Source organism: Roseomonas indoligenes, from assembly GCF_017813365.1.
Lineage (GTDB): Bacteria > Pseudomonadota > Alphaproteobacteria > Acetobacterales > Acetobacteraceae > Roseomonas > Roseomonas indoligenes.
Map to the genome: position 1 here is coordinate 33878 of NZ_JAGIZA010000029.1, position 6955 is coordinate 40832.

At 70.6% G+C, this 6955-nt stretch carries 5 protein-coding genes; all 5 read right to left on the minus strand.

All coding sequences use genetic code 11. The features are described from left to right. Window positions 1-41 precede the first annotated feature (41 nt). From J5Y10_RS25620 to J5Y10_RS25640, 5 genes are read right to left on the minus strand one after another with little or no spacing between them, the layout of a single operon-like run. Window positions 42-1073, minus strand: a complete 1032-nt coding sequence (locus J5Y10_RS25620; protein ID WP_209376978.1) for a Bug family tripartite tricarboxylate transporter substrate binding protein — start codon at window positions 1071-1073, stop codon at window positions 42-44. A 52-nt stretch (window positions 1074-1125) separates the two neighbouring features. After that, the gene (locus tag J5Y10_RS25625; RefSeq protein WP_209376979.1) at window positions 1126-2526 is read right to left on the minus strand and encodes an MmgE/PrpD family protein; all 1401 of its coding nucleotides are present in this window, start codon (window positions 2524-2526) and stop codon (window positions 1126-1128) included. Between the two features lie 22 nt (window positions 2527-2548). Beyond that, complete coding sequence (locus J5Y10_RS25630) at window positions 2549-3343, minus strand: N-acyl homoserine lactonase family protein (protein ID WP_209376980.1); 795 nt, start codon at window positions 3341-3343, stop codon at window positions 2549-2551. 11 nt (window positions 3344-3354) lie between these two features. Beyond that, window positions 3355-5385: an oxidoreductase gene (locus tag J5Y10_RS25635; RefSeq protein ID WP_209376981.1), complete on the minus strand. Its 2031-nt coding sequence runs from the start codon at window positions 5383-5385 to the stop codon at window positions 3355-3357. Then, window positions 5382-6572, minus strand: coding sequence for a 2-methylaconitate cis-trans isomerase PrpF family protein (locus tag J5Y10_RS25640; protein WP_209376982.1), 1191 nt, complete (start codon window positions 6570-6572; stop codon window positions 5382-5384). Before J5Y10_RS25640 ends, J5Y10_RS25635 begins: the two co-directional genes overlap by 4 nt. Between the last annotated feature and the right edge of the window lie 383 nt (window positions 6573-6955).

Genomic DNA, 6955 nt, shown 5'->3' on the forward strand with positions numbered 1-6955 from the left:
TGGCGGAAAGCTCCAAGGGGTTCAAGTCGCGGTGGCCCGGCCTATTCCAGCCGCGCCCCGGAGACGCGAACGAGTTCCTGCCAGGTCGGGGTCTGCTCCTCGATGTACCGGGTGAAGGCGGCCGGGGAGGCATCCGTGACCGGCATGAAGCCGAGGGGCTGCAGGCGTTCCCGGTAGTCCGGCTGCTTCGCGGCCTGCACCGTCGCGCCGTGCAGGCGCGCGGCGACATCGGGGGCGAGCCCGGCCGGGCCGTCGATCGAGTACCAGAACTCCATGTCCATCCCCGAGCCCGGCAGCAGCTCCGCCATGCCGGGAACCGCCTCCAGCCCCGGCACGTAGTCCACCCGCTTGGCGCTTCCCACCGCCAGCGCGCGCAGCCGCCCTTCCCGGACATGCGGGATGATCGCGGGGATGCCGTCGAAGATCATGTCCGCGGAGCCGGCGAGCAGGTCGTTCAGCGCCGGGGCCAGGCCGCGATAGGGAACATGGGTGATCTGCACACCCGCGGATTGCATGAGCTTGGCCAGGGAAAGATGGCTGATCGTCCCCTGGCCGGAGGAGGCCATGGTGAGCCCGCCCGGCTTCTCCTTCGCGGCGGAGATGAACTCCGCGAAGTTCCGCCAGGGTGAGCTCGCGTTGACGGCGAGCAGCGTCGTGCCGATCGAGACGCGGCTGAGATGCGTGAAGTCCTTCATCGGATCGAAGGGAATGCGCCCGCCGTAGAGATCCTTGTTGGCGCAGAAGATCGTCGCACCGCCAAGGAAGAGCGTGTAGCCGTCGGGCGCGGAGCGGGCGACCACTTCGGCCGCGATGTTGCCGCCCGCGCCGCCTCTATTCTCCACCACCACGGACTGGCCGAGGATGGCCGACATCCGCTCTCCCACAAGGCGCGCGGTGATGTCGGCGGCGCCGCCGGGCGTGAAGGGCACGACCAGACGGATGGAGCGCGTCGGGAAGCCCTGTGCCAGGGCGGGCCGGAGCAGCGCGGGTGCGGCGAGCCCGCCGAGAAGCAGCCCGCGGCGCCCGATCCGGGTCCTTCCCGCCCGCGTCGGGGCGGATCCCTCGTCGTTCATGTGTTTCTCTCCCTTTGTCCGCTTCCGGCCCCGTCGGTGCCTGGCTCTGTCTTCAGGAAGCGCGCGCGAAAGGCGTCTCCTCGACGGCCAGACCCCCGGTGCCGACGCCCTGCGCCAGGTCCATCAGTTCCGCCGCGCGCGGCAGCGTCTCCAGCCGGCGGACCCGCTCGAGCAGCCGGGTCATCGCCTCCGCCCCGATCACCGGATCGCCGAGCAGGTGCGCCTTCCCGGCGGCCTCCTCCGGCGTCATCGGGTTGGCGATGGAGCCCTTGGGATGGTCCACCTGGGAGGAGTAGATCGCGCCATCCTCGGCCTCGATCGTCATGAGGCAGGAGACGCCGCGGGGCAGGCTGTCATCGGGCACGACCGTCACCATTTCCGACAGGCGCAGGATGGCCGGGTCGTGCACCTTCTCCTCGGTGTATTGCGGCAGCAGGGCCGCGCCCTCGCGCAGCGCCACGGCCACGGAGTAGTTCATGCTGACCTGTGCCTCGTGATGGGTCCCTGGGCGCGCGATCTGGTGGTAATGCGCCCAGGCCGGATGGCGACGGATCGTGATGCTGCGGATCCCGTCCACGCGGTCCGCGCCCATCTGCCGGCGGATATCGAGGGCGCAGTCGATGCCGTTATGGATCGGGCGGGCGCAGGAATAGGCCTTGTACTCGATGTGGATCGGGAACTCGGTCCCGAGGCCGCGCGTCAGCGCCTCCGGGTCGAACCTGTCGCTGAAGGCCCGGCAGAAACCGCGCTGGCCGTCGAGGATGGTCGCGGCGCCGGTGAAGCCGAGCTGCGCCATCACGGCGGAGGTGACTCCGTTGCGCGCCGCCGGGCCGGGGTTGAAGCGCTTCTGCATGGAGGGGCCGTACATCTCCATCAGTCCCGAGGCCTGGGCGCCGGCCATTCCGAGGGCCGAGACCATCCGCTCCTCGTCCAGCCCGAGCAGCAGGCCCGCCGCGACGGCGGCGCCGAAGACGCCGACGGCCGGGGTGGTGTGGTACCCGCGGTCGCGCAGCGAGGGGTTCGTCGCGTCGCTCAGCCGCGCCATGGCCTCGCATCCCGCCACCACCGCCGTCAGCAGTTCCGCGCCCGTCGATCCCGCCCGCTCCGCCGCGGCCAGCGCCGCCGCGACCACGGGCGGGCTGAAGTGGTAGAGCGCCAGGATGTCCACGTCGTCCAGCTCGACGCTGTGCGAGGCGATGGCGTTGGCGAAGGCGGCGTGCACAGCCGGCACGCGCGCGCCGCGGCCGTTGACCACGGTCGCCTCCGCCACGCCGCCAGTCTCGACCGCGAAGCGCCGCGCGATCGCGCCGCTATCCGTGCGCGAGCCCGCGAGGGCGACGCCGAACCAGTCTGCGATCAGCGCCTTGGCATCGTCCAGGTGCTTCTGCGGGATATGCTCGATCGTGAGGGCGGCGAAGTGGCGGGCAAGGGTGACGGCGGCGGGTTCGGACACTGGTTTTCCTCCTGGTCTTCGTTCAGGCGCTCGGCTCGGCGTCGAGGCGGACGGCGATGCCATCCAGCTCCGGCGAGACGGCGGGGTAGCGGCGCATCACCTCCGGATCGTGCCCGGGGACGATGTGCTTCGGCGTGGGGGCGAGGTCCCGCAGGCGGTCGAACCCCTCCAGCATCTCTCCGACATGGAAGGCCGTGGGAAAGGGCCGCCCCTTCTCCATGTTCTCGTAGAAATGGGTGACGTCGGAGGCGAGCACGACAGGGCCGCGCCGGGTGTTCACCCGCACGCATTGCAGCCCCGCGGAGTGCCCGCCCATCCTGTGCAGCGAGACGCCGGGCGCGATCACCGCGTCGCCGTCGTGGAACCGGACGCGCTGCGCGAAGTTCAGGCGCACCATGCCGCAGACATCCTCCACCTCGAAGGAGTGCGACAGCTTCGGATAGGCCATGTAGCGGCCGGTCGCGTAGTGCATCTCCGGCTCCTGCAGGTGGAAGCGGGCGGCCGGGAAGCGGTCGAAGTTGCCGACATGGTCGTAGTGCAGATGTGTCAGCACCACCTCCTGCACAGTCGCAGGGTCGATGCCGATCAGGCGCAGGCTCTCCACAGGGCAGCGCAGGAAGGTGCGGCCGCGCTTCGCCGAAGTCGCCTCGTTGAAGCCCGTGTCAATGACGAAGCTCCGCTCCGCGCCGACGGCGGCCCAGACGAAGTAGTCCATCGGCATGGGGGCGTCGTGCGGGTCGCCTCCGATGAAGTGGTCCCGGCGCTTCGCATCGCGCATGGCGTAGCGGATGGCGAAGAGCTCGTAGGTGTCGTCCATCCGGGGCGCTCCTACGACACGGCCAGGTCGGGCGTCGCGGCGCGGACGCGGGCCCGCGGGCGGCGCTCGACGGCCAGCGCCGTCATCCAGGCGTCGCGGATGCCGTCCAGGAAGTCGCTGGGCCGGTTGCAGTCCCCGACCAGCACGTGGTCCACCCCGGCTTCCTGCAGCAGGGGCACGACGTCCCGGTTCGGCACCGGGCCGATGGCATGGACGATCACGTCGCCCGCCGGCATCGTCCAGCGCCGCTCGCCGCTCCGCAGGACGAGGTCGGGGCCCTCGAAGCCCTCCACCATCGTGCCGGTGAGCCAGGTCACGCCGCCCTGCTCCAGCCGCTCCAGCAGGTCGAAGCGGTTGTTGCGCGCCATCCCCGTGGCGACCGTCGGCAGTCCTTCGAGGACGGTGACGCGGCGGCCATCGCCCATGATGAGGTCCGCCGTCTCGAGCCCGACGAGGCCGCCGCCAATCACCGTCACGGCGCTGCCGGGCGGAATGCGGGAGGGGTCACGGATGACCTCCCAAGCGTGGATGGTGGGACAGGGGGCCGCGTCCAGCATCGGCAGGCGTCGTGCGCGCGAGCCCGTGGCGACGATGACGAGGTCCGGCGCGAACTCATGGATACGGGCCAACGTCGCCTCGGTTCCGTAGCGCACGGGGACGCCAAGCGCCTCGATCTGCGGCCAGCGATAGCTCCAGATGCCGCCGACATCCGCCTTGTCCGGCCCGGCGGTCGCCAGCGGCACCTGCCCGCCCGCGCGGTCGCTCGCCTCCCAGATCTCGACGGCGTGGCCGCGCGCGGCGGCGACGCGCGCTGCTTCAACCCCCGCCACGCCCGCACCGAGGACGAGCACGCGCCGGCGCTGCGCCTGCGGCACCGGCTCGGCAAGCTGCGGCTCGGCAAGGTCCAGCCGCTCGAACTCGGTGCCGACGAGCGGGTTGGCGACGCAGGCCACGTCCTGCTCAAGCGTCAGCCGCTCGAAGCAAACGTTGCAGGAGATGCACTTCTTGATCGGCGTCGGGATCGTGCCGAAGGCCTTGTTCGTCCAGTAGGGGTCGGCCACCAGCGCGCGGCAGACGGCGACGTATTGCGCGCTGCCGGCCTGCAGCACGCCCTCCGCGTCCTCCGGATCGATGATGCGCCCGGCCATGATCACGGGGATGCCCAGCGCCTCCTTGATGGGCCGGGCGTAGGGTTCCAGGCATCGGCGAGCGAAGGAGGGCGGCTGGATGCAGTAGCGTGACAGGGCGGGGCTCTCGTTCGATCCGCCGGAGAGGTCGATGGCGATCACGCCGGCCTGCTCCAACGCCTGGCAGAGGGCGATGATCTCTGCCTCGCCATACCCGCCCTCGACGTACTCGGTCGCGCTGACGCGGACCATGAGCGGCAGCTCCGGGAGCTCCGACCGGATCAGCCCCACCGTCTCCGTCAGCAGCCGCATCCGGTTCTCGAGCGAACCGCCATAGGCGTCGTCCCGCCGGTTGATCCGGGCGGTGAAGAATTGCTGGAACAGGTAGCCGTTGGCGGCGTGGAGTTCGACGGCGTCGTAGCCCGCTTCCCAGGCGCGGCAGGCGGAGGTCAGGAAGTCCTCCTGGATCGCGCGGATCTCGCCGATGCCCAGCGCCCGGATCGGTTCGCCCGTGGCGGGATGGGTCCAGTCCGAAGGCCCCACCGGCTCCATGCCCAGGACGGAGCGGCGCAGCAGGCCGCCCCTGTGGTTCAGCTGGGCGACCGCGAGCGCGCCGCCCTCATGGATGGCGTCCACCACCGCGGCCAGGCCGGGGATGAAGCGGTCGTGGTGGATGCAGAGGGAATTGCGGTGGTTGCGCGCATTGGCGGAGACGACCATCGCCTCGGTGATGATCATCGCCGCGCCGCCACGCGCCCGCTCCGCGTAGTAGAGCTTGTCGCGCTCGGTGGAGAAGCCGTCGCCCGTGCCGTAATTGGTGCCCATCGGGCCCATGATAATGCGGTTGCGCAGAGCCAGCGGCCCCATTGTGCCGGGCTGGGCGATCAGCATCGGGCCGCGGCCGGCGGCGCTCACTCGGCGGCCTCCGCCAGAGTCGGCCCGCGGTCGGGGGTGAAGACATAGCCCTCCATGATCCGCCGCGCGGTGCGCCCGAGCGTCGCGCGCTGCACGCGGAACTCCGGCCCGTTCCCGCCGGAGACCTTCACCTCCGTGGTGATCACGCCGGCCGGGTGGCCGATGCGGCACTCGGCCGTCTCATGCGGGACGGGGCGCGCGGCCTCATGCACCAGCGTGCCGGGCAGGCGGCTCGCCACGCCCGTGCAGACCGTGCTCGTCCCGGCATAGGTCTTGTGGGTGCGCTGCATGAACATCAGCCGCGCCAGCACGTCCATCTCCTCGGCCGCCACCTCGCGGCCATGGAGGAAGTCACGATAGGCGCCCGGCGCCGCCACCATGCCGAGGATGGGCACGGCCGGCGTTTCGGCACGCGCCGTTTCCGGCGAGGTGGCAAGACCGAGGCGGTGCGCGGCGGCGCCGCGGATACGCTCGAGCCGGTCCAGCAGCTTGGCGTCTCCGTCGATCTCGGCGGGCGTTTCTCGGCCGGTCATGCCGACATCCGCGGCACGGATGAAGACGTGCGGGTTGCCGATGTCGACGAGGCTTGCCTCGATCGTACCAACACCTTCCACCTCCAGCCGGTCCACGGGGATGCCGGTCGGCAGCAGCGCGCCAGTCGCACCGCCTGCCGTGTCGGCGAAGTCCACCAGGATCGGTGCGCCCGTGCCGGGGACGCCGGGGATCGCGTAGTCGCCCTCCTCAGCCGGCTGCCCGTTCTCGACAGGCACCTCGATCCGCAGCACGCGCTTCAGGTTCGTGTTCCAGGCGCGGACCACTGTCACGGGCGATCGTGCCTCGACCATGCCCTCGCGCACGGCGAAGGCCCCGACGGCGGAGCTGATGTTGCCGCAGAGGCTGAGATAGTCGATCGACGGCTCGTCGATCTCGACCTGGCCGAAGGTGTAAGTGAGGTGGGTCCCCGCCGCTTCCGGGATCTCGGTACGCGGCGGGCCGATCACGGCGAGCTTGCTTGTCAGCGGGTCGGCGCCGCCCAGGCCGTTGATCTGGCGCTTATCCGGCGATCCGAAGATGCCGAGAATGAGGGCGTCGCGCGCGGCCGGGTCGGTGGGCAGGTCGGCTTCCTTGAGGAAAACCGCCTTGCTCGTGCCTCCGCGCATGATCACGCACCGCGTCTGCTGTGCCATGGGTTCCTCCAACAGGTGCCAGTCGGGCTGGCTTGCCCGCTATAAACCATACGCGACGTATCGTTTCAATACTCTTCGCGCGAGCGTGTCCGCCGTTTCATCCTGAAGTGCTGGGCTGCGTCCGGCTGGCAGATCGGCCGGGTATCCCGAGGGCTTTCGTGGCCCGGCCAGAACGGCCAGGGGCCTGCCAGGCGCCGGGCCGGGCCGGGCTCGCCCAAACCGACGCGGCCATGGCATAAGGCGGCATGAACGCCCCGAATGGCAGGCTGGACTTCAGTCGCAGCGCGGTGCCGCGCTACTTGCAGCTGGCGACGTTGTTTCGCCGGAGGATTGAGGGCGGGACCTGGAAGCTGGGGCAGCAGATCCCGACGGTGGACGACCTT